Genomic DNA, 22190 nt, shown 5'->3' on the forward strand with positions numbered 1-22190 from the left:
GACAGTTTTATCATTGTCCGGATTAATTTGTCCTTCATATGAAACATTCCAAAAAGCAACCTTTACCGTTTAGGGCTCCCTTGAGAAGCTGGGATATTTATGCAAGTAGTTTTTTACTGGATAAAAGTCCGGAAAAGGAAGTCAACGATCATCGAGTATTGGCTTACTACAAGAGGAAATTTGGCTGGAAGTCATTCCCTGACCTTAAAGCACACGCCTATCAAGCCATTGTCTTGACTGAACTAAGCAAAAAGATTCTATGGGTAAATGCTGGTTTTAGGAAGATGACAGGCTATGCAGCACATTATGCTATTGGTAAAGACCCTAAGTTTTTACAAGGGCCTTTAACCTCTGTATTGGCCAGAAAGCAAATTAGGGAAAAACTAAAGGAAGAAAAGCCCTTCAAGGCCAGGCTTCTAAACTACAAAAAGGACCAAACTACCTATATTTGTGCCATTCATGTGTTTCCTTTGCAAGACAATAAGGGAAATACAACACATCTATTGGCGCTTGAAAAAGAAGAATGAACATACTGGAAGAGAAAATAAAAAAAGCAGAAACAAGGATTTTTAAGGCTGTATTCCCCAATACGGTAAACCATTATGATACACTTTTTGGTGGCACCGCCATGCATATGATGGATGAAGTGGCCTTTATCGCAGCCACAAGATTTAGCCGTCAGCGCATGGTGACCGTAAGCAGTGACAAAATAGATTTTACGGTACCCATTCCAGCCGGGACGATTGTCGAACTAGTGGGACATATTGTGCATATTGGCAATACGAGCCTGAAGGTGCAGGTGGACATTTTTATCGAGCAGATGTATGAAGAGGGGAGGGAAAAGGCCATCAGTGGTACATTTACCCTTGTGGCCATTGATGATCAAAAAAAGCCAACAAAAATCCTTAAAAATTGAAAGAGCCATCCCCTAGAAGGAAATGGCTCAGCAGGTAAAGTAAACCCTTAAGGTTAATTTTGACCTGATTTATAACATATCCGGTCCTCAACGCCTTGCAGTGACGGTTTATAAACTCAGGTTAATATATTGGCTAATACCTGTTTCGGGTTTAAGCTCGTTGCCCCCAAGGGCCAGTGATGGCGAGGGTTAGGCCTGCTCCTTGGATATTGACGAAATAGGTGGATCCGTCAGGGGAAAATACTCCTCCGGCAAATTCCGTCCTGTAACCCACGTTTTCAGCAAGTTTATAATATTCTCCCTTTGGTGTGATGCCCACGACAAAGGGATGCTTATCGTCTTCGCATAGTAATAAATCTCCCCAAGGAGCGATGGCTACATTATCGCAGCTTTTAAGGATTTCCTTGTCATTTGGCTCTGCGAAGAGTTCCAGGGTGCCAGGAGAAGTGCTTTCATTGGCTTTGCCTTCACTGACACCAGGGGTATAGCGGAATACCTGTCCTGCGGCAATTTCACCACCATTGGTACAGGCAAAATAGAGCTCACCATCACCAAACCAGATGCCTTCACCTCTAGCAAAACAAGCAGCTCCCTGCTCAAATCCCCGATGTCTCAAATCATCTTCAGGAGCATCTATGTCTTCCAGATCAATCCAGGTAACCTTATAGGGTTGGTTTTTTTTGAATTTTGGGGTGTCCAAGTCACTCCAGTTTCTGGTATCACGGCTTTTTTCTCCAGTGATGGCGAGTGCTTGCAGTTTTCCGCCGTTGTAAAGCTTGCCTGGTTCGTTGGGTATAAATCGGTAAAATAGCCCATCACCCCGGTCTTCTGTGAGGTAAACGATGCTGGTCTTGGGATCCACAGCCACGGCTTCGTGGTTAAAACGCCCCATTTCTTTGATGGGAATGGCTTTGTTCAGCTTTTTGTCGGCAGCAGCATTGACTTCAAAAACATAGCCGTGATTAAGGTCCAACCTTCCATCATACGAACCTGTCTTCACCGTCGATTCTTCACAGGTCAACCAGCTGTTCCAAGGGGTGATCCCTCCAGCACAGTTTCTGATCGTACCTGCCAAGCTTAGGAATTCATCCTCTACTTCCCCTGTTTGGGGATTATAGACCAAGGTGGTGGTGCCTCCAAGGCCGGGCAGCTGTCCTTTTCCGGTTTCATAGAGCAGGTCAGCAGATACATTTTTAAAGCGCTCATTCTTTTTGCCAAATGCCCCTTTTTCCAAATCATCAGGGCTGATCTCATGGTTTCTGACGATGAGTACCTTGCCGTTCTCACCTTTAAATGTTCCCATGCCATCGGGGCTGCCTGGGGTAAGTAGTCCATCGCTCATCTCGAGCCCCATTTTGGAGATGATCTTGTACGAAAATCCTTTGGGCAGGTTTAGGATGCCTTCAGGGTCGGGAAGGAGAGCACCATATCCAGCTTTTGCATTTATGGTATTGGCCAGGGCATTGGGCTGTACAAACTGGTATAAGCCCATAAAGCCAACAGTGGCAATGCCGGATTTTTTTAAAAAGCTCCTTCTTGATGTTTTTGATAATTGTCTCATATACTTGTTTTAAAATTTCAATGTAAGGCTTTCCTTTGATCGGGGTATTAAGGGTGTGTTGTCTTATAGTTACCCTTTTTAACATACTTGACAAACCTGCTGAGTATTACATTAAATACTACATCTGTCGTTTTTAGGCTATAAAAAAAAACCTGACTTTTGGGAAGTCAGGTTTTGCTTTTTTGCTGGAAGTTAAATTATCGAATGGCTTTGATCAATGTCGCCATGTAGACCCATTTCTGATCCCTTGAGCTGAGCCCTTCTTCCATGGCTACCAATTGCTCTTCGGTGGCTTCCATGTCCTCGTATTCCATGGAGTTGAAGAATTGCATGTAGTTGTTGTAGAAATTGAGCGTCATGTGGGTGTATTCGGCCTCGCTGCCCATGGGGACGGCTGTGCGAAGGAATTTCCAGCTGCCCATCATATCTGCTTCTACTTTCTTCTGGTGAAATGGCTGGTACAGGTCTTCTTCGACATGCTCATACTCGTTAAACTGACCTTCTGTGGCTTTCATAAGGTCAAATGAAGCGAGCACTCCCGGTTTCATATCGAAGTTATCCTCTGTTTGTGCCACTACGGTCATATAGGCCCGCATGGCCAGGTCGCGGTTATCTTTGACCTTTTCGACCTCCTTGGCAATTTCCATTTCATTCATGTCACCCGAATAGGCCCGTTTGGCATAGTTGAGAAAATTGTCATCTGTCATGCCGTTCATCATTTTTACAGGGTCATCATAGTAGGTGATGGTGACATACTGGAATCCGCCTTGATCCGGTCCAGATTGCAGTGACCATAAGTCCCAGCCTTGAATATCGCCTTGTTTGACAGCTTGCTCATGGATTTTCTCTAAAAAATTCTTGTTCTCTGAATAGTCAACCATTTGGCTTGAAGATACCTTGATGAATTCAATCACCAGGTACTGGTGGCTTTCCTGTGCTTCTGCACCCCGGTACATGAATACGAAAACCAGAACGAAATAAAACAACTTTTTCATATTGAAGATATTTTGGGTTCACAAAATAATTTCTTTAATCTCTTACTATTAAGATAATCATTTATTTGGTGTTTGAGAAAAATGTCAACTTTTTTTGTGTTAAAATTTTATTAGGAAGTGTTTGGTGTTGGAAATATTCTGATTTGTTAAAATTTATTCGGGTTTGTTACGTTATTTAAAATAAACCTTTCATAAAAAGCACGATGTGGCAAGTCATTTTTGCGGATCAAGCCATATTTCTAGGGAAGGGGTAAGGTTTTCATTCGTTTGGTATGTCGCCACGAAGTCGTCAAGACACGAAGTGTTTTGTAGGAGGGACCCAAATTTCGTGCATAACAAACGGCTCTATATGGAGTACTGTAGGTAAATATGCAGGGCAGTATTTTGGATCGAGCAAAATTTATGAAGGCAGCTGAAATTCACAATACTTTTAAGAATGCCCTATGCCTGCTGAGTTTGGAATTATGCCCTACCTGTATAAAATGGGTTTTAGCGTGAATTTATGGGCATTGACCAGGTGATTTCAGCTAAACAAAACAGTAATCATTTTATTCGGCTATTTACCATGGGCGTTGCCCATGTCTATGAATGTGACGCTCTATCTGGTGCTAGACAGGCTTTTCGGGGCTTGGTCAGTGTCCACTTTGCATTTACAAATCCCCCTAAAATCTGCCCAATCAGCGTTGCCCGCGTTCCATATAAAACAGCTTCAGCCCTAACTGACGCTTAGAGAGGTATGTCCAGCGCCCAAACTTTTCCGTTTGATCCATTTTTACCCGGATCTCATGTTTGGACGGTGAGGGATGTATAAGGGATCATGGTCCAGGAAGAAAGGAGGCGGTGGTGCTGGCAAGATGATTTCTAGTAGTAGGGGAGTTAGGTGAGTACTTTCACTTTTTTTATCAGGTTTTTGCTGAGATATTGGCTGAGAATAGATGAGGTGTCTCCTACGGGTTTTACTAATTCCAAATGCTCGACGACCTCTTCATCCGTCTCAAATTCGGTATCACTGTCTATAAAACCGTAGGCTTTTAATACGCCTTCTTCAAAATAGATGGCTGCTTGTTCATGTGGATAGCGTCCCTTTTCCCGGATAAGCAGCCGGCTTTTTTCAGGGTTGATTTCCTCTAGCCACTCTTGGATTCGAAGGTTGTAGTGTGTAGGAGACTCTTTTCCGCAGCAAGCGCCTAGACAGACACCAGCTTGATGGTCAAAACACGCCGAAGCTGATTTTTGTACCCCGCAAAGTTTAGCACAAAGCTGGTGCTTTTCTATTTTTTCCAGTAGGTATGACCATGCATCATGATGGGTATGGAAGGCCAGTAGCGGTTTGGCAAATCGGTTGATCTTGGCTACCTGAAAACGTTCGTAGCCAGCTCCATCTTGGTACCTGTAAATCCCCCAAGGAGAGGCTTTTGCTTTTTGGGCACGGTTATATTTTGGCCAATGCCGCTTTATTTCGAGCGCTTCCACAAGAAGGGCCAGGAATTCGCTTCCGGTCAACTGGAAACTAACATCATGAATCGCTGTTTTCATGCCCTGTTTACCTTTGCCAGCCCCAGAAAAATGTCCCTTGAAGCGGCTTCGGATATTGAGCGCTTTGCCCACGTAAATCACCTTTCCGTTGGCATCGTGGAAGTAATAGACACCAATACGCTCGGGCAGGGACAGAAATTGCTCTTTGGTGATATTTGGGGGTAAAAAAGCCTCTCCCGAATTCCTCTTTAGCAGCTGCTCCATGATGCCTTCCTGGTCTGCATGGACCAGTTTGGAGAAAAGTTCCGCAGTGGCCTCTGCATCGCCGAAGGCACGGTGGCGGGATTTGATCTCAATGTTTTTATGTTCGCATATGCTGCCGAGACTATAGGACCTCAGTCCTGGGAAAATTCTCCTGCTTAGCCTCACCGTGCACAACTTGGGACGGTCAAATGGTTTGCCGATACGTTCAAATTCAGATCGGATAAATTGATAGTCAAAATTGACATTATGTGCTACGAAAATTTTATCCTCCAAAAAGGCGTATAATTCTTCCGCAATGTCTTCAAAATAAGGAGCTCCTTCCACCATAGACTGGTCGATGCCTGTCAAGCCTGTGATGTAACCCGGGATTTCACAATTAGGATTGACCAAGGTTTGGAAAGAGTCAAGGACCTGGGTGCCATCGTGGGCTACTGCGGCCACTTCTGTGATACGGTGTCTTTTTCCATATCCTCCAGTCGTCTCGATATCTACAATTGCGTATTTCATTTATATTGGTGAAGAAATATGGCGTTGGACAAAGTGTAGCCGAATCGGCCATTTTGCTCCAAATGGTCTTTTTTCCGGTACCTTAAATTTACGGTTCAATTTTAATGAATTGTCAATCATTATAACGAATTTTGACTGTAAATGTCCCAAAATATTAACTGGGCTTGAGCCGAAAGGTTTTTTTAGTCCCTTTTACCAAGATGACAAATAAAATAGATTACTGGCAAAAAAGCCTGGCGACCACTACGCAGGATTTTCAAAGTGCTTTCCAGCACCTTGATAAGGAACAACTTTACAACAAACCCAATGCTGATACCTGGAGCATTGCTGAAAACATCCAGCATCTTATGGTGATCAACAGGAGTTATTTTCCAATTTTCGAGCAGATTGTGGAGGGAAGGTACCAAAAGCCATTTATTGGGAACATCGGGTTTTTAAACAAAGCGATTGGGAATATGATTCTCAAATCAGTAGCACCTGATAATGCAAAAAAAATAAAAACCATTCCGATTTGGAAGCCTGAAAAACTTGAAACACATGAACAAGAAGACTTGCTCCAGGTGTTTGAAGCGCATCAGAAAGAGCTTTCGGACTGGTTCACACGACTAAAACCAGCATTGGAAAAGCAGCAAGTCATCCATTCGCCAGCAAACAGGTTGATCGCCTATCCACTGGAGATGGCATTGGATATCATCACCACCCACGAGAGACGGCATCTAAAACAAGCAAAGCGGGTTTTGGAGTAAACGGCAGCTGAAGGGAAATGGCTGTCCATCAGCCGGGTAGGTCAGATTGCTGTGTTTAAACTATGGAAAAATACGGTATCCTTGCTAAATTATTATAATTTTAACGCTTATTAAGCTTTCAATCAAATCATAATTTGATGACTGAAATTAGAAACAACTGGACAAGAGAAGAAATCAAGGAGATCTTTGATACCCCTATCATGGAGCTCATGTATAAAGCAGCCACTGTACACCGGGAATTTCATGATCCACAGGAAGTACAAGTCTGCACCTTACTTTCTGTAAAAACAGGCGGTTGCCCTGAGGATTGTGCCTATTGCCCCCAAGCTGCACGATACCATACCAATGTAAAAGTGCATAAGCTTCTTGATGTAGAGGAGGTAATCAATAGGGCCGCAGATGCAAAAGCAGCTGGAAGTACCCGTTTTTGCATGGGAGCAGCATGGCGCGAAGTGCGTGACAACAGGGACTTTGATAAGGTGCTGGACATGGTGAAAGGGGTGAATAATATGGGAATGGAAGTATGCTGTACCCTGGGCATGCTATCAGAAGAGCAGGCCAAAAAGCTGAAGGATGCAGGGCTGTATGCTTATAACCATAACCTGGACACCAGTGAGGATCACTACAATGAGATCATCACCACTAGAAATTACGATGATAGACTGGATACTTTGGACAATGTTCGGAAAGCTGACATTTCTGTGTGTTCCGGAGGGATTATTGGCCTTGGTGAAAACCTCGATGACCGAGTAGGGATGCTGCACACGCTGGCGACGCTTCCGTCACATCCTGAATCTGTCCCTGTCAATGCACTGGTTCCGGTGGAAGGAACACCGTTGGAAAAGCAAGAACGGGTTTCTGTTTGGGAAATGGTCAGAATGATTGCCACTGCCAGAATTATCATGCCAAAATCCATGGTGAGATTGTCTGCGGGGCGCGTAAGGATGAATACCGAGGAGCAGGCACTTTGCTTTATGGCTGGGGCCAATTCTATCTTTGCAGGTGAAAAACTGCTGACTACTCCGAATCCGGAAGAAGATATGGATAAAAAACTCTTCCAGACGCTAAACCTCAAGCCAAGACAGGCTTTTAAGGATCAGGAAGTAAGTGTTTGATAAAAAAATATGTAGGTGTCCCTTTGGGATAAATTGTCATTTCGACGATAGGAAAAATCTCACACTCTTTTAATTTCACTTAAAGGTGTATTTGGGATTCTTCCTTTCGTCAGAATGAAGGTCAATTTGACTTATGAGATAGTGATTTTTTTTAGGCGGATTTTTTAATGTGGTCTTCTTTAATGATCCGCCGTAAAATCTTGCCCACATTTGACTTGGGCAATTCGTCGACAAAATAGATTTCCTTAGGGACCTTATAATTGGTCAGGCTTTCCCGGCAGTGTTTGATGATTTCTTCAGAAGTCACCGAGGGATCATTGGCGACCACGTATGCAATGACTTTTTCGGTGGAGTGTTCGTCTGGCATTCCGATAACTCCGACTTCCGTGACTTTATCATGGGTGGCGATAGCGTCTTCTACCTCATTGGGATAGACGTTGAAACCGGATACCAAGATCATTTCCTTTTTACGGTCGACAATTTTAATAAATCCATCATCGGTTATGACGCCGATGTCCCCGGTTTTGAGCCAATCACCGAGCATGACATCTTCGGTTTCTTTTGGTCTGTTCCAATAGCCCTTCATCACTTGGGGACCTTTGATACAGAGTTCCCCTTTTTCACCGTTGGCCAGTTCATTTCCATCGTCATCCACTACTTTCACATCCGTATTGGGAAGAGGAAGGCCGATGGTGCCAATACGTTGTGTTCCGTCGATGGGGTTGCAGCAGGCTACTGGGGAGGTCTCGGTGAGTCCATAACCTTCTGCCAAGGGCGTTCCGGTGACGGTTGCCCATTTTTCAGCTACATATTTCTGGACAGCCATGCCACCGCCAACTGATATTTTCAGGTAACTAAAATCCAGGTTTCGAAAGGATTCTTGGTTCAGAAGGCCATTGAATAGCGTGTTTACTCCAGTGATCACACTGAATTTGTGCTTACGAAGGTCTTTGCAGAAGGCTTTCATGTCCCTGGGATTGGTGATCAGCAGGTTGTGCGCTCCGATCTTGAGCATTGCCAGGCAGTTTACCGTCAGGGCAAAGATATGGTACATCGGAAGTGCTGTGATGACCAGCTCTTCACCTTCTATCAGCTTAGGTTTCATCCAGGCAGAAATCTGCTGCATATTGGCGATGATGTTTCCATGGGTGAGCTCGGCACCTTTGGAGACGCCCGTAGTGCCGCCGGTATATTGAAGGTAGGCCGTGTCATCCAGGCTGAGGGCGACGGGTTTCAGGTTATGGTGGCTGCCTATGTCCAGGGCATCATTGAATTTAATAACATGGGGCAGGTTATAAGCGGGTACCATCTTTTTGATGTATTTGACCACAAGGTTTACGATGCCCCCTTTTAGGCCACCCAAGAGGTCGCCGATTTCAGTGAGAATGATGTGCTTTACATCCAGCCTGGGGAGTATTTCCTCAAGGTTGCTGGCAAAGTTGGCCACGATGACCACCGCTGAAATGCCAGCATCCTTAAACTGGTGTTCCATTTCATGGGGAGTGTAGAGTGGGTTGGTATTGACGACTACCAATCCAGCCCTCAATGCGCCAAACATGGCTATTGGGTATTGTAGCAAGTTGGGCATCTGGATGGCTATTCGGTCTCCCTTTTTGAGCTTAAGCTCATTTTGAAGATAAGATGCAAAGTCCTTGGATAGCTGATCGACTTCTTGGAAACTGATTTTTTTGCCCATGCATTCATAGGCTACGGCATTTCCATATTTCTGCACGCACTCTTCAAATAATCCCGCTACACTGGAGTAGGCTTTTACATCTACTTCCTGTGGGACTGATTTGGGATAAAAATTAAACCAAGGGAAATCTTTCATCATTATCTATTTTGGGTTCTTCTTGATCGTTTGCCTTTCTGCCTTTAATTTATGATTAATATAGTCCATTTCAACATTTTTTAAAAAGACTTTCACTGTTCTGAAATTCCCCATGGAAATCTGCTTAGTAAAAATATCATTTACCGTCTTCTGGGACAATGAAATGGCAAATTAAAATGTACATTTCCTTAAATGTGACATGGCAAGGAGGAAACAGTTCTGTGGGCTGGCAGGGAAGGTGATTTAAAAATAATTGTTATCTGTTGTGGTTCAGTGTTTTGAGGAGGTTTGGTGAAAATCTTCCTTTGTACAATAAAATTTTTATATCTTTTTCATCTTTAGTATTATTTTTGAGAACAATTAATTTATGCAATTCACCATAATCCTTCCAACTATGGCACAAAATTGGTTTGCTGGGAAGAAAATAGCGATTTATGAAACGTAATATTTACCTATTGACAATTGTGATCCTGCTTAGCGGGGTCAAAGCCTTTGGTCAGACAGACAGTATGAAGGTGTCCTTGGAGCAATCTCTTAAACAAAGTCTCCTTAAAAGTATCGAGGTGAAGACCGATTCCCTGGATGATCAGCTTGGAACTAAGCTCACTGATCTGGACGAACGCATTCAGCTGCTCGACAAATCACTGAGCCAAACGAGCAGTGAAGCACAGAAAATCGAAAAGCTGATCGAGCGTGTAAAACTTATTGAGGATTTTCAGCAGGCAGAAAAAGATGCTGAGCTGAACATCTATCAAGGGAATTACCAGTCGGCGATCATTAATTTGGTGTCCATGGAACGGGAGCTACGGCCATTGATCCTCTTCAGTGCAGCGAGAAATTTTTTTCAGACCCTAAATGCCATTGGCAATCCCACCCAGTATCCAGGTTTCAATAATTGGTACAATGGTTTTAAAACTTATGTAGAAGAAAACAAGAAAGAAAATCCATCGCTCTCAGTTGTGTCCAACTTGGTAAGTCTTACAGGAGATTTATCGGCAGGTACGCCCATCTTCGGGACGTTTAGCCAAGCATTGTTTATGGGGATGTCCAATTATATCGACAATTTGGGTAAAAGGGACAAAAAACTGAAAGAGCAAAGTCAGCAGATGTTTGAACTAGTGGCCGAGCTAGGGGCCTACACCAATGATAAAAACCTGATTGAGACCGAATGGGAAGCCATAGATACTGAACTCGAGGAATTGAAGGAATTATATGCCCAGAATTTGGACAAAAACCTAAAAATCCTAGGTATCGATAAGAAGGAATTTGAGCGAAGTTACAGCAATGAAAATGACGCCAACCAGCGTTATGAATACCTGAACGAACTTACCAATATCATCGCCAAAAGGGTGAAGACAGAAAGGGAAGTAAATGCTAAAAATTGGAAGAATACCTTCTATAATGAAATGGCAGAAATCCAATCGCTAAAAATACGCTTTGGAGGAATAACTTTCCGCATCAGTGAAAATATCAGTAAATACAACGGGCTGATCGAAAAATATAAAGAAGCCAAGCACATCGGTCCCAGGATGAATGATTTGGAAACCAAACTGAATAATCTAAAAAGTGCCTTTGATACGGCATTTAACCCATTGGAATATATCAATGCCGCCAATAAAATGTATAAGGTGGATTGATAAAATGGGTTTTTATGGGTTGAATGTTCAAGGTGGTAATGTGAGCATTTTTGAACCTGAATTTTGGTAAGATATAAATTGTACAAAAATCCAAGGGGCGAGGAAATTTCCTCGCCCCTTGGATTTTACTCCTCAGCTTTCAAGCGTTGTTTGAGCAATTTTACACGCTCTACAATGGAATGTTCACGGATGTCAAAATTATCAGAAGTGGCTTTTAGGAAATCGTTGATCGCGCCTTTATGAGGCCGGATCTTGCCATCTTCCAGTCCGACATATTTTAAAGTGCTCCACAGGACATTCTTCAATTCTTTTTTGCTGTCATCGGTCATATAATACTCTACGACCACGGTATTTTCATCATGCCATAAAATACGGCTCATAATACGAACCCATTCACCTACCATGGCAGGTTTTACATATGAAATATTGTGGTTATACACGACCCATGCCGCCTGGTACTTTTTGATCATATCGAACATTTCGACACCATAAAGCTTCGGCACTTGATCCTCACGGGCATTGAAATAGTAGTCAAAATATTTGGCATTGTTCAGGTGTCTCAATGGGTCACAATCCTGAAAACGAACCAATGAGCGGTTTTCAGTCTCTTTGGGATAGTGTTTATCTGGGTTATATTCAAACATAATGTGTCTAGGGAAAATAGTTAAAGTTTTTTCGTGCTTCCTGTGGTGCTTTTCACTCAGTATCGTTCACGCAAAATCTGCATGTGGTGCCTAAAATGGCCTGGAATAATATGCAAGAAAGAACGGACGCTCATGACATAGTCATTGGCAGTGCCTGTGTAGGTGTAGGCTTCTTCTGGCAGAGACCTGAAGAAGCTGCGAATGACGTATCGTGTCAGTTCAAATTCCTCCAAAAGTTCGGCAAGGGGCCTGTCATTGAACTTGGCGGCTTTTACATAGGCTTCCTGATCCATGCCGGGCAGCTCTTGTTCATCTTTCCTGGCGATGCACAGTGCCCTGAACAGCATGACCTTTTCAGTGTCATTGATATGGCCAATGAGCTCTTTTAGGCTCCATTTTCCATCTTCATAACTTTTGGTGGCATCATCATCTGAAATTCCTTCAAAATATTTCCTCAATTCCTCTACCTGGGAAAGCAATAGTTCCTCTACATTTTCTCCACGGACTTTTGAGACATAGGTATCATAGAACGGCCCATACTCGTCCACTTCTGGAATTAGTTTTTCGTTCATATAATTATTTTTTTATTTCAGCATCAATAGTATAAATTTAAGGTAAACTAACACTTTAGCCCCCATATCATGAAGAAAATTTTATTGGTATTCACTTTTCTCCTTCCTTTTTCGACCATTGCACAGCTGCAAAGTATTCATCGTAACACGGAAATCGAGGCCATGGTTCAGGAAATTTCCCCAGTCCAGTTGGAAGAATATATCCAAGGACTGGTGAGTTTTGGTACGCGGCACTCCCAAAGTGAGGATGAAGAAGGCAGGGGCATTGAAGCCGCCAGGAAATATGTGCTGTCACAGTTTAAATCGTTCGAAGCTGCTTCAGAGGGGAGGCTCAGTTCAGAGATAGATTATTTTATCGTAGAAGCAGATGGGAGGAGGATTCCGGAGGATGTACGCATGGGCAATGTCATAGCCACACTAAAAGGAACAGATCCAAATGACGACCGGGTGTTTATTGTCAGCGGTCATCTGGACAGCCGTGTTTCGGATGTGATGAATGCAGAAAGTGATGCCCCCGGTGCCAATGACGATGGCTCAGGAGTGGCAGCACTTATGGAAATGGCCCGCATCATGAGCAAAAGGTCTTTTCCGGCCACTATTGTTTTCGTGGCAGTTTCTGGTGAAGAGCAAGGACTCAAAGGTGCCGCACATCTGGCCAAGAAAGCCAAAGAGGAAAATTGGAACTTGGCGGCAATGATCAATAATGATATGATCGGTAACAGTGCTTCCAGCGGCACCAAGTTGCGGGACAATACACGAGTAAGGGTGTTTAGTGAAGGTGTTCCGCTCTATGAAACCGACGAAATGGCAAAACTCCGCCAATACACCAATGGTGAAAATGACAGCAAATCCAGGCAATTTGCCCGCTATATAAAGGAAGTGGGAGAGCGCTATGTGGATCAGCTGGAAGTGAAGTTGGTGTATCGTAATGATCGCTTTTTGCGTGGAGGGGATCATACACCTTTTTCGAGAGAAGGCTTTACAGCAGTGAGGATTTGTGAATACAATGAAAATTATACCCAGCAGCACCAAGACCTTCGCACTGAGGATGGTGTGGAATATGGGGATTTACCTGAGCATATTGATTATGAATATTTAAGAAAAAATACAGGTGTAAACCTGGCCGTATTGGCGAGTCTGGCCTCAGCACCTTCGGTACCGCTGGAAGTGGGGATCGACGTAAGCCAGCTGACCAATAGCACTACGCTCAGATGGCAAGCACCTCATAACGGTGAGGCAAAAGGATATTATGTCTTGATGAGAGAGACCAGTTCTCCCGTTTGGGAAAAGAAGTTTTTTACTGAGAATACTTCACTGACGCTTCCCTACAGTAAGGACAACTATTTCTTTGCAGTACAAGCTGTCGGGGAGGACCTGGTCGAAAGTAGAGCGGTATTCCCAATGCCGGTACGTTGACAGTGGAGGTGTAAAAGTAGGGCTTGCCTGTCCCAAGCAGGTTCTCAGCTAAATTGGGCCATTTATTAAAAGCGAATTCCTTGATCAGCCTCCGTCTTTCCCTTGTATCTCTAAGGGAGAATCTTAACTTTACCCCTGCATTTCCGTAAATGCCCAGGATACTATAAAAACACGAAGAAAACATATGAATCCATTATTGGAAAAATTCAATACGCCATTTGATACGGCACCTTTTGATAAAATCAAGAGTGAGGACTTTTTGCCGGCCATCGAAGAGGCGATTAGGCAGGCCAAAGCAGAGATAGAGGAGATAAAAGCTGCCGATAAGCCCGGTTTTGCCACTGTCATTGAGGCATTGGACCGTTCAGGGGAGCGGCTGGATATTGTTTCCAGTATTTTCTTTAATCTCAACGCTGCGGAAACCAACGATGAAATCCAAAAACTAGCGAGGGAAATTTCACCCATGCTCACAGCTTATTCCAATGATATCCTCCTGGATCAAGAGCTTTTTGCATTGGTAAATGATGTCTATCTGCAGAAAGAAGCACTTGGGTTGGATGAAGAGCAGGAGACATTACTGGATAAAACCTACAAGTCATTCGTCCGGAATGGAGCCAATTTGTCCGAAGAGGACAAGCTAACGCTAAGGGAAATCGATAGGGAGCTGTCCCAGAAGAGCCTTGCCTTTGGTGAAAACGTTTTAGCAGAGACCAATAAGTACGAATTAGTAGTAGAAAATGAGCCGGATCTTTCTGGTTTGCCGGCGGGTATAAAAGAAGCGGCTGCTCAGACGGCAATCGAAAAGGGGAAGGAAGGAAAATGGGTGTTTACCCTTGCATTTCCCAGTTATGTGCCGTTCATGACGTATGCGGACAACAGGGAACTCCGAAAAGAGCTCTTCTTGGCCTATAATACCAAGTCCTGCAAAGGAGATGACCTGGACAACCAGCAAATCGTAAAAGAGATATTGGAACTAAAAAACCAGCGTGTCAACTTGCTGGGATATCCGCGTTATGCCGATTTTGTATTGGAGGAGCGGATGGCCAAAAGTGCCCCTGAAGTGACCAGTTTTCTAAACGATATGCTTGAAAAAGCACGGCCAAAGGCGGAGGAAGAACTGAAAGAGTTGACAGAGTTTGCCAAAAAGCAGGGAGGGCCAGAGGTGCTCCAAAAATGGGATTTTGGTTATTATTCCGAAAAACTCAAGAAGGCAAAGTTTGAAGTGGATGATGAGCTGACTAAGCCTTATTTCGAGTTGGAAAACACCATCCAGGGGGTGTTCAAGACCGCCGCAAAGCTTTACGATTTGGAATTTGTCAAAAATGAATCCATTCCTGTTTACCAGGAAGAAGTAGTGGCTTATGAGGTGAAAGATGCGAAGAGTGGCAAGCACTTGGCCGTCTTTTATGCCGATTTCTTCCCGAGGGCAGGCAAGCGTAATGGTGCTTGGATGACCGTATATCGCGGCCAATCCAAAATAGACGGAGTGGATAAGCGACCCCATATTTCCATTGTCTGTAATTTTTCAAGGCCTACCAAGAGCACACCGTCCCTGCTGACCTTTAATGAAGTGACCACGCTTTTCCATGAGTTTGGACATGCATTGCACGGAATGTTGGCCAATGGTACCTATAGTTCCCTCTCAGGTGCGAATGTGTACTGGGATTTTGTGGAGTTGCCTTCGCAGATCTTTGAGAACTGGTGTTATGAAAAAGAATGCTTGGACCTCTTTGCCAGCCATTATAAAACGGGAGAAAAGATCCCTGAGGAATTGGTAGAAAGGATTAAAAAAGCAGCCAACTTCCATCAAGGCTACCAGACCTTGCGTCAGGTGAGTTTTGGGCTGCTGGATATGGCCTATTACAGTGCAGATCCTGCGGATGTTGGATCGTTGTTTGAATTTGAGAAAAAAGCCATGGAGCCGACAGAGCTGCTACCATCGGTGGATGGTATTATGATGTCTACTTCATTTTCCCATATCTTCCAAGGTGGCTATGCGGCGGGATATTATAGCTATAAATGGGCGGAAGTGCTGGATGCAGATGCATTTGAGTTGTTTTTGGAAAATGGTATATTTGATACGGTTACGGCCCAGTCCTTTAAGGAGAATATCCTTTCAGCTGGTGGCAGGGTGCATCCTTCCGTTTTGTACAAGCGCTTCCGTGGAAGGGCTCCAAAACCCGATGCCTTGCTTAAGCGAGCAGGATTGATTAAGTAAAGAAACAAAATTTTATGATGAGTGAAGCTGTCTTCTTAGTGAAGATGGCTTCACTTTTTTGATTATAGATGGTTTAGGATCAACCGGAAATGGTGGGAGCTGGGCATACCTGTCTAAACGCCAGCTAGAGCCGAAGCTGTTTTATATGGAACGCAGATAGGACAGATTCTCGCTGATCCATACCCGGTTTTGTGAAATTTTCCAAAAAAAAATGTTTGATCAAAATAAAGTAGCTGTTTGGTTCTGGTGTGATGTGAAATTTCCATTGAAAATTTGGCAATGAAACCACTTGTTTTTGAGGCTTTGATTTATTGATTTGATATGTGTTACAATATTTTTTTGTTAAAAGTGTAATTTTTGAATATTTTTGTTAGAATATTTTGAATTAATTACTGCTGTTGTTAGCTTTGTAACATAAAGAAAAGACAAAAGGTCTTTCAATACTGTAGGGTGATGAAATTGGCAGACATGCCCCCCTGTCTCGGGGGTGGGGAGTTTGGGATAAAGCAGACATGGAGCTCGTGTTTTGCCTAACTGCCCCGTGGAGGTTCGAGTCCTTCTCCTACAGCAGGTTATTTTGGGTTTATTGTTAATTGACTAAAGCTATGAGATATTGTTTCATAGCTTTTTTGTTTTTAATGGGGTCGTATGTAAATGTTTTCGACCGGACGCTCATGAGTGTTTCTTTTTGGGATCAAGCAATATTTCTGGGTGCGGTGGAAGGTTTCCATTCATGTGGTATGTCGCCACGAAGTTGCCAAGACACGAAGTGTTTTGAAGGCGAATTCCAAAATTTCAAGGAAAACAAACAGCTTTGGGTCTTAGAATCTTTGAGGCAGAAAAAAAGCAAGCCACCAAGCCACTAAGTTATTTGTAAATAAAAGTGCCAATTGCACGACAAATCCCTATCAACCCCCTTTGTGTCTTCGAGCCTTTGTGTCTTCGAGCCTTTGTGTCTTCGAGCCTTTGTGGCAAAAAACAAAAAAGAAATCCTAATAAACTACCTTGAGGCTCTGCCTCGGGGAATTCTTTAGATTAAAATAAAGGGATTCATGCCCCCAACTTTTCAGCTTGCCCTACCTTTTGCCGACACCGTGGACTTGTAGTCAAATAAATCCATCCGGGTATCAGTAGACTGTTCAGGGGAGTACTCGAGGTTAGCTACCAATTGGGCATTAATTTATGTTTCTTCTTTTTCCTTAACAGTGGGTTTTCCTTCTTCGTTATATTGGATTTCAGTACTTGTGGATATGGTAGTTGTACCGTTTATAAAGATATAATTGACGTAAGTATATTGTTTGATAATGTAAATGAATTGCAGTATTTGAATCAATTTTATTTTCCCGATGGGAGATCGTAATTTGTGGTTTCAAAAGTAGATCGATGGTATGAAGCCCTTGCTGTTCAAAATAGCCAAGACGAATGAAGAAGCTGTACGGATTTTACAGGAGGACTATCCTTATTTTTATGACAAGCTGCATTATCATGTGGAGACGCAGATCATGGTGATTGTAGAAGGAGAGGGGACTTATTTTATTGGTGATGCCATTGGTAATTTCAAAGCAGGGGATGTATTTGTGCTTGGGCCGAATTTACCCCATTTTTTTAGAAGTGCCCAACAATACTATGATGCTCAGTCTACCTTGCATTCGAGGAATATTTCGGTGCTTTTTGCATTGGAATCGATGGGAGAGCGGATGCTTGAGCTTTCTGAATTTCATTCAGTGAGGAAGTTATTGGAGCGAAGCAAGCGGGGCTTGAAGCTAGAAGGAGGGATCAGAAAGAAGATGTTTGATGCTGCTTATAAGATGGCAGAGAAAGATGGATTGCAGCGCATTATTTACCTTTTTAAACAGCTGCACAGGCTGTCCATTAGTGATGAACTTACGCCACTGAGCCATATTAATTTTGAACCAGGGCCATTGCCTTCAGATACCAAAAAGATCAATGGAGTGATTCGCTTTATTATGGAAAATTTTTCAAGGGACATTTCCGTTTCCGATGCTGCCAATGTGGCCAATCTCAGCATCAACGCCTTTTGTCGATACTTTAAGATGCATACCAGAAAAACCTTCTCCCAATTTTTAAACCAAATCAGAATTGGACAAGCCTGTAAGCTCTTGATAGAAGAAGGACATAGTGTTAAGGAAGTGGCCTTCCAATGTGGTTATTATAACATTTCGTATTTCAATAGACAATTCAAGCAGATTACAAGCCTAACACCTTCCCAATATGCGAAGGCTCATCGGACCAGACATAATCAGGCAATTTAAAAGTGGCAGCATATGTTTTTAAGCCCGGATTCTATGCCATTTTAGCTAAGAGCAGGCCGTTACAAAGCTGTCATTCCGACGAATAGCCTGTCCCGTAGCTATCGGGAACGTGGCAGTCCCGTCTTAAGAATACGAGATTGCTTTCTCCCTCCGGTTGTCACAATGAGGGAATGAAATCGAATTCATAGTCGAGTTCAGGTTAATAGGAATGCGTGTTCCAGCATGAAAAATCAGCGCAAACCTTATTAATCTGCGCCATCTGCGTGCTATCGGAACCAACCTTAATCCTCCCAACCTTTTTACTTGACCCATGACTATCGGGGATATACATTAACTAAACAGTGTTTATTTTATATTAAATACATTTTTTGATTTGTGAAATACTGGTGTCCTACTAATTTTAAATATGATCAAAAACTTTCTTTAAATAGAAATTTGAGGGTTTTTATTCCAATCCCTAAAATGAGCCCCATCCCCTAAAGGGGAGCTTTAGAAAGTCCCCTTTAGGGGATTTAGTGGTGAAAACAGTTGATTTTTTTAATTTGACTATTATTTTTTCGGACTCCAGTAGTTTATGAAATAAGCGTTTTATGTGTTTTTTTGAACACCTGTCCAAATTCGGTATTGAGGTGAATTGAGTGCTTTATAGGGAGAAGTGGGTACTGCGGTCAAAAGCTAATTTTTTGGTGTTATTTTCTCTTTTTGAGTAATCCTATGCAAAAAATTATAATTCTTACCATCTTCTAACTATTTCTGCACACCTAAAGCATTCCTTTTATATAGCTTTACTTAGCAGCAGTACCAAAGGAATTCATGCTGCTTTTAGTTTTTGATCATCATTTATCAACTATTATCATGAAATATTCAAAAATACTTCCGGCATTTTTATCGGCATTGGTGATGCTGATGAGCAGCCATTTCTTGTCCGCACAGGTAAAAAGTGACTATGATAAGGAGACTGATTTCTCCGAGTACAAAACCTATTCGTTTGAGGGATGGCAAAAAAATAGTGACGAGCAGCTCAATGAATTTGATAAAAAAAGAGTGCTCCAATCCCTCCAATCGGAGTTTGAAGCAAGGGGAATGGTCCATGACGAGGACAATGCTGATGCCAAGATCGCACTGTTCGTAGTGTTGAACCAGAAGACAAGCACCACGGCATACACTGATTTTATGGGCGGATATGGCTATGGCCCAAGATGGGGCTGGGGAATGGGAGCCGGTAATGTGTCGGCAACCACCACGTACTCCAATGATGACTATACAGAAGGCACACTGGTAGTAGATATGTATGACAGTGACAACAATCAACTGATTTGGCAGGGGATTTTGACTTCAACAGTGACAGAGAAACCTGAGAAGAGGGAAAAGACTATTCCAAAGAACATCAAAAAATTGATGAAAAAATTTCCTGTAGATAAGGTGAAATAATCAAAGGGCGAATCAATATCATTAACAGAGCCATCACACCCATGGAAAGCGAACGATTAAGGTGGATGGTATCCTTTGGTTTTTAGGATACCTGACAAAAAACACCATTCACTTTTAAAGGAACTAAGCGTACAGGGGATGAGACAGGATATTTTGCAATTTAAAGTGGTTTTGGCCATTGATTAACCAATCACCTGAACAGAAGGGAATAAACAATTGCGATGAAATGAAAAGACTTTTGCCGATACTTTTATGTTTGCTGATTTGGTCTTTTCCTGGTTTAGCCCAGAAGCAAGAATCCAAGCAGAAATTCAGTATGAGTGTCTTGAAAGACTCACTGGACGGGAAATTGGATATGAGTGATTTTTTGATAAATTTTCACGGCTTTATCCCAGTTCCACAGTTGATTACTGAGCCGGCCCTGGGGAATATCGGAGGCGTTTTTACCCCTATATTCATCCAGCCAAATAAATACCAGGAAGAGGGAAGGTATATTCCGCCGGATATTACAGCCGGATTTGTGGGCTATACGGCAAATAAGTCCTGGGGATTTGGGGCGGTTAGGATGGCATCCCTTCCCAAGCATCATCTGAAATACCGGGTGGCAGCTTTCCATGGCGATATCAACATGGATTTTTACAGGACACTTCCCGTGGTGGGTGAGCGGGAGCTTGGTTTTAATCTCCAGACGAACGGGGTTTTTGTTTCGGTCCTGCGCCAAATAGCCAATACAGAACTGTATATGGGATTGGATTATTCCTTTGCCCACATTAATGCCAGTCCAGATTTTGGAATGAGTGAGTTGCCGGAATTTATCGAAGATAAAGAACTGAGCAGCAATTTGAGTACCATCAGTCCGGATATCCAGTTCGATAAACGGGACAATGTGTTTACACCCAATAAGGGAGTTTACTTGGTGTCTACCTACCGGATAAACGCCAAGTGGACGGGAAGTGATTACAACTACCAGAAGCTCAATGTGGCAGGATTTAAGTTTTTCCAGGCCAGTCCCAAGTGGGTGAGTGGTGTCCGGCTGGAAGGGGTGTGGCAGTTTGGTGACCCGCCTTTTTATGCCAAGCCTTTTGTAGATATGCGTGGGGTTCCTGCGGCCCGGTACCAGGGTGATCAGATATACATGTTGGAAACAGAACAGCGCTATGATTTTAGCCTGCGGTGGAGCGGGACGTTGATAGCAGGATTGGCCAAGTCACCTATGGAGGAGGTGTCTTTTGGATCAGCGGACTTGATCTATACCTACGGAGGTGGTTTTCGGTATTTGCTGGCGAGGAAGTTTGGCCTCCGTACGGGAGTAGACATTGCCTGGTCCAATGATGCCTTTGGATGGTACGTCGTATTTGGCCATGCCTGGAATAACCGGAATTAAGCCAATGGTCATGAGAGATTGACTGAATAGCATAACAATACAGGAATAATGACAAACAGGACTGCAAAAACCGGTTTGTATAGCCATTCTAAAGTTTACCTTAATAGCTTTTAATCATGAAAAGTTTACGTCCCCTATCACATTCATTTGCTATCCTGACATTACTGTTCGGGATGGTCTGTTGTGCTCCCAAGACGGAGAATGCTGTCGAGGATCCTACCAATTCAAGGGAAATAGCCGGAGCCAGTGAGCCACTGCCCTCTTGGAACGACGTGGCCTCCAAGCAGGCCATCATTGACTTTGTGGAAGATGTGACCAATCCCCAAAGTCCCAATTTTATTGAGGAACAGAGCCGTATTGCCACTTTTGACAATGACGGAACCCTGTGGTCAGAGCAGCCGGTGTATTTTCAGTTTTTCTTTGTCATAGACCGCATAAAATCCATGGCGGAAGATCATCCGGAGTGGAAAAACGAACAACCGTACAAGGCCATTTTAGAAAATGACATGCCAACATTGATGCAGCAGGGAATGCCTGGCTTGCTCAAAGTGGTGATGACTACCCATGCTGGGATCACCACGGACGAATTTGACAAAATCGTCAAAGACTGGATTGCTTCTGCCAAGCATCCTACTAAAAACAGGCCTTATACAGACCTGGTCTTTCAGCCTATGCTGGAATTGGTAAAATACCTCCAAGAGTATGATTTTAAGGTGTTTATTGTTTCGGGAGGAGGAATTGACTTTATGCGTCCCTGGGCCGAAGAGGTATATGGAATATCAAGGGACCGCATTGTAGGCAGTAGCATCAAGACCGAATACGATTATAATGAGGGTAATCCTGTGATCAAGCGGTTGCCAGAAATCGATTTGATCGACGATAAGGAAGGGAAGCCTATTGGCATTCATAGGTACATTGGGCGTAAGCCGGTATTTGCTGCAGGCAATTCAGATGGCGATCTCCAAATGCTTCGCTGGTCAGCGGCAAATGAGTTGAAAAATTTCCAGCTCTATGTTCACCACACCGATTCTTTACGAGAATGGGCCTATGACAGAGGGTCCCATATTGGAGGCTTTGACAAGGGCTGGGATGAGGCATCCGAAAAAGGATGGACGTTGGTCGATATGAAGAACGACTGGAAAGTCATTTATCCCTATGAACTGGATACGGTAAAGTGATTGGTATCAAACCAGATTGGTAAAGA

17 protein-coding genes are annotated in these 22190 nt (G+C 43.3%); 11 read left to right on the forward strand and 6 right to left on the reverse strand.

The features are described from left to right. The first annotated feature begins 38 nt into the window (after positions 1–38). Together FKX85_RS12285 and FKX85_RS12290 are read left to right on the forward strand one after the other, a co-directional pair. The gene (locus FKX85_RS12285; protein WP_141615007.1) at positions 39–527 is read left to right on the forward strand and encodes a PAS domain-containing protein; all 489 of its coding nucleotides are present in this window, start codon (positions 39–41) and stop codon (positions 525–527) included. Further along, on the forward strand, positions 524–916 hold the full coding sequence (locus FKX85_RS12290; RefSeq protein ID WP_141615008.1) for an acyl-CoA thioesterase: 393 nt from the start codon (positions 524–526) through the stop codon (positions 914–916). The genes FKX85_RS12285 and FKX85_RS12290 overlap by 4 nt, the downstream gene beginning before the upstream one ends. Positions 917–1067: 151 nt before the next feature. Here the strand turns inward: FKX85_RS12290 and FKX85_RS12295 are convergent, their stop codons facing one another. The 3 genes from FKX85_RS12295 to FKX85_RS12305 form a co-directional block, all read right to left on the reverse strand. Then, complete coding sequence (locus FKX85_RS12295) at positions 1068–2477, reverse strand: alkaline phosphatase PhoX (protein WP_141615009.1); 1410 nt, start codon at positions 2475–2477, stop codon at positions 1068–1070. Between the two features lie 197 nt (positions 2478–2674). Then, on the reverse strand, positions 2675–3472 hold the full coding sequence (locus tag FKX85_RS12300) for a hypothetical protein (RefSeq protein WP_229239611.1): 798 nt from the start codon (positions 3470–3472) through the stop codon (positions 2675–2677). Between the two features lie 876 nt (positions 3473–4348). Next, a complete protein-coding gene (locus tag FKX85_RS12305) occupies positions 4349–5719 on the reverse strand; it encodes an exonuclease domain-containing protein (RefSeq protein WP_141615010.1) in 1371 nt (456 codons plus the stop codon). A 200-nt stretch (positions 5720–5919) separates the two neighbouring features. On the opposite strand from FKX85_RS12305, the gene FKX85_RS12310 reads away from it, so the two are divergent. Continuing rightward, positions 5920–6465, forward strand: coding sequence for a DinB family protein (locus FKX85_RS12310; protein ID WP_141615011.1), 546 nt, complete (start codon positions 5920–5922; stop codon positions 6463–6465). Between the two features lie 137 nt (positions 6466–6602). Further along, positions 6603–7580, forward strand: coding sequence for a biotin synthase BioB (gene bioB, locus FKX85_RS12315; RefSeq protein WP_141615012.1), 978 nt, complete (start codon positions 6603–6605; stop codon positions 7578–7580). A gap of 151 nt (positions 7581–7731) precedes the next feature. Here bioB and FKX85_RS12320 read toward each other — a convergent pair whose 3' ends face one another. Then, positions 7732–9411, reverse strand: coding sequence for an AMP-binding protein (locus tag FKX85_RS12320; RefSeq protein WP_141616786.1), 1680 nt, complete (start codon positions 9409–9411; stop codon positions 7732–7734). 434 nt (positions 9412–9845) lie between these two features. Here FKX85_RS12320 and FKX85_RS12325 point away from each other — a divergent pair, with 434 nt between their 5' ends. Continuing rightward, the gene (locus FKX85_RS12325) at positions 9846–11048 is read left to right on the forward strand and encodes a hypothetical protein (protein ID WP_141615013.1); all 1203 of its coding nucleotides are present in this window, start codon (positions 9846–9848) and stop codon (positions 11046–11048) included. A 125-nt stretch (positions 11049–11173) separates the two neighbouring features. On the opposite strand, the gene FKX85_RS12330 is transcribed toward FKX85_RS12325, so the two are convergent. Both FKX85_RS12330 and FKX85_RS12335 read right to left on the reverse strand, forming a co-directional pair. Next, positions 11174–11692 (reverse strand): acyl-CoA thioesterase, encoded by a 519-nt coding sequence (locus tag FKX85_RS12330; RefSeq protein ID WP_141615014.1) that lies wholly within the window; start codon positions 11690–11692, stop codon positions 11174–11176. Between the two features lie 56 nt (positions 11693–11748). Further along, positions 11749–12264, reverse strand: a complete 516-nt coding sequence (locus FKX85_RS12335) for a DinB family protein (RefSeq protein WP_141615015.1) — start codon at positions 12262–12264, stop codon at positions 11749–11751. Positions 12265–12333: 69 nt separating this feature from the next. Here FKX85_RS12335 and FKX85_RS12340 point away from each other — a divergent pair, with 69 nt between their 5' ends. The 6 genes from FKX85_RS12340 (at position 12334) to FKX85_RS12365 (ending at position 22164) form a co-directional block, all read left to right on the forward strand. Next, a complete protein-coding gene (locus FKX85_RS12340) occupies positions 12334–13680 on the forward strand; it encodes a M28 family metallopeptidase (protein WP_141615016.1) in 1347 nt (448 codons plus the stop codon). Positions 13681–13864: 184 nt separating this feature from the next. Next, positions 13865–15898, forward strand: coding sequence for a M3 family metallopeptidase (locus tag FKX85_RS12345; RefSeq protein ID WP_141615017.1), 2034 nt, complete (start codon positions 13865–13867; stop codon positions 15896–15898). Between the two features lie 1388 nt (positions 15899–17286). Next, a complete protein-coding gene (locus tag FKX85_RS12350; RefSeq protein WP_141615018.1) occupies positions 17287–18171 on the forward strand; it encodes an AraC family transcriptional regulator in 885 nt (294 codons plus the stop codon). Between the two features lie 855 nt (positions 18172–19026). Continuing rightward, positions 19027–19602: a DUF4136 domain-containing protein gene (locus FKX85_RS12355; protein WP_141615019.1), complete on the forward strand. Its 576-nt coding sequence runs from the start codon at positions 19027–19029 to the stop codon at positions 19600–19602. A gap of 226 nt (positions 19603–19828) precedes the next feature. Continuing rightward, a complete protein-coding gene (locus FKX85_RS12360) occupies positions 19829–20986 on the forward strand; it encodes a BamA/TamA family outer membrane protein (RefSeq protein WP_141615020.1) in 1158 nt (385 codons plus the stop codon). Between the two features lie 116 nt (positions 20987–21102). Then, positions 21103–22164 carry an HAD family hydrolase gene (locus FKX85_RS12365; protein ID WP_141615021.1) on the forward strand — a complete coding sequence of 354 codons (1062 nt, stop codon included), beginning with the start codon at positions 21103–21105 and terminating at the stop codon, positions 22162–22164. Positions 22165–22190: the final 26 nt, after the last annotated feature.

This window comes from Echinicola soli (genome assembly GCF_006575665.1).
Lineage (GTDB): Bacteria > Bacteroidota > Bacteroidia > Cytophagales > Cyclobacteriaceae > Echinicola > Echinicola soli.